The organism is Onishia niordana (genome assembly GCF_004798965.1).
GTDB lineage: Bacteria > Pseudomonadota > Gammaproteobacteria > Pseudomonadales > Halomonadaceae > Onishia > Onishia niordana.
The window spans coordinates 1-269 of sequence record NZ_SDSD01000078.1 but is presented as its reverse complement, the minus strand read 5'-3'; the positions used below and the strand labels follow the sequence as shown (position 1 = coordinate 269).

General features: G+C 38.7%; 1 protein-coding gene. It reads right to left on the bottom strand.

Annotation, left to right across the window (positions count from 1 at the left end):
* The coding region (locus tag ETC27_RS18000; protein WP_276605711.1) for a hypothetical protein at positions 1–269 on the bottom strand (269 nt) is incomplete at both ends.

Below are 269 nucleotides of genomic sequence, written 5' to 3'. Positions count from 1 at the left end.
TTAAAAAGCCAAACATTGATGCTGTAGGCATAATACTTACAGGGAATTTCATTTTCGCAGTCGTTTTAAATTGTGTAGAAACACTCTTTGCTCCAGTTACAATAACATGCTGCATAAAAGAGTACACGCCCATACCAATAAACATCCAAGGCAGTGGGGGAAGACCATCTGGAGCTGAGCGGTTCATCAATACACCAAAAATAATATAGTTGATAGCAAGTTGTACTAGAGGATCCAAGATTTCCCATATGCGTCCAAACTTATTTTGC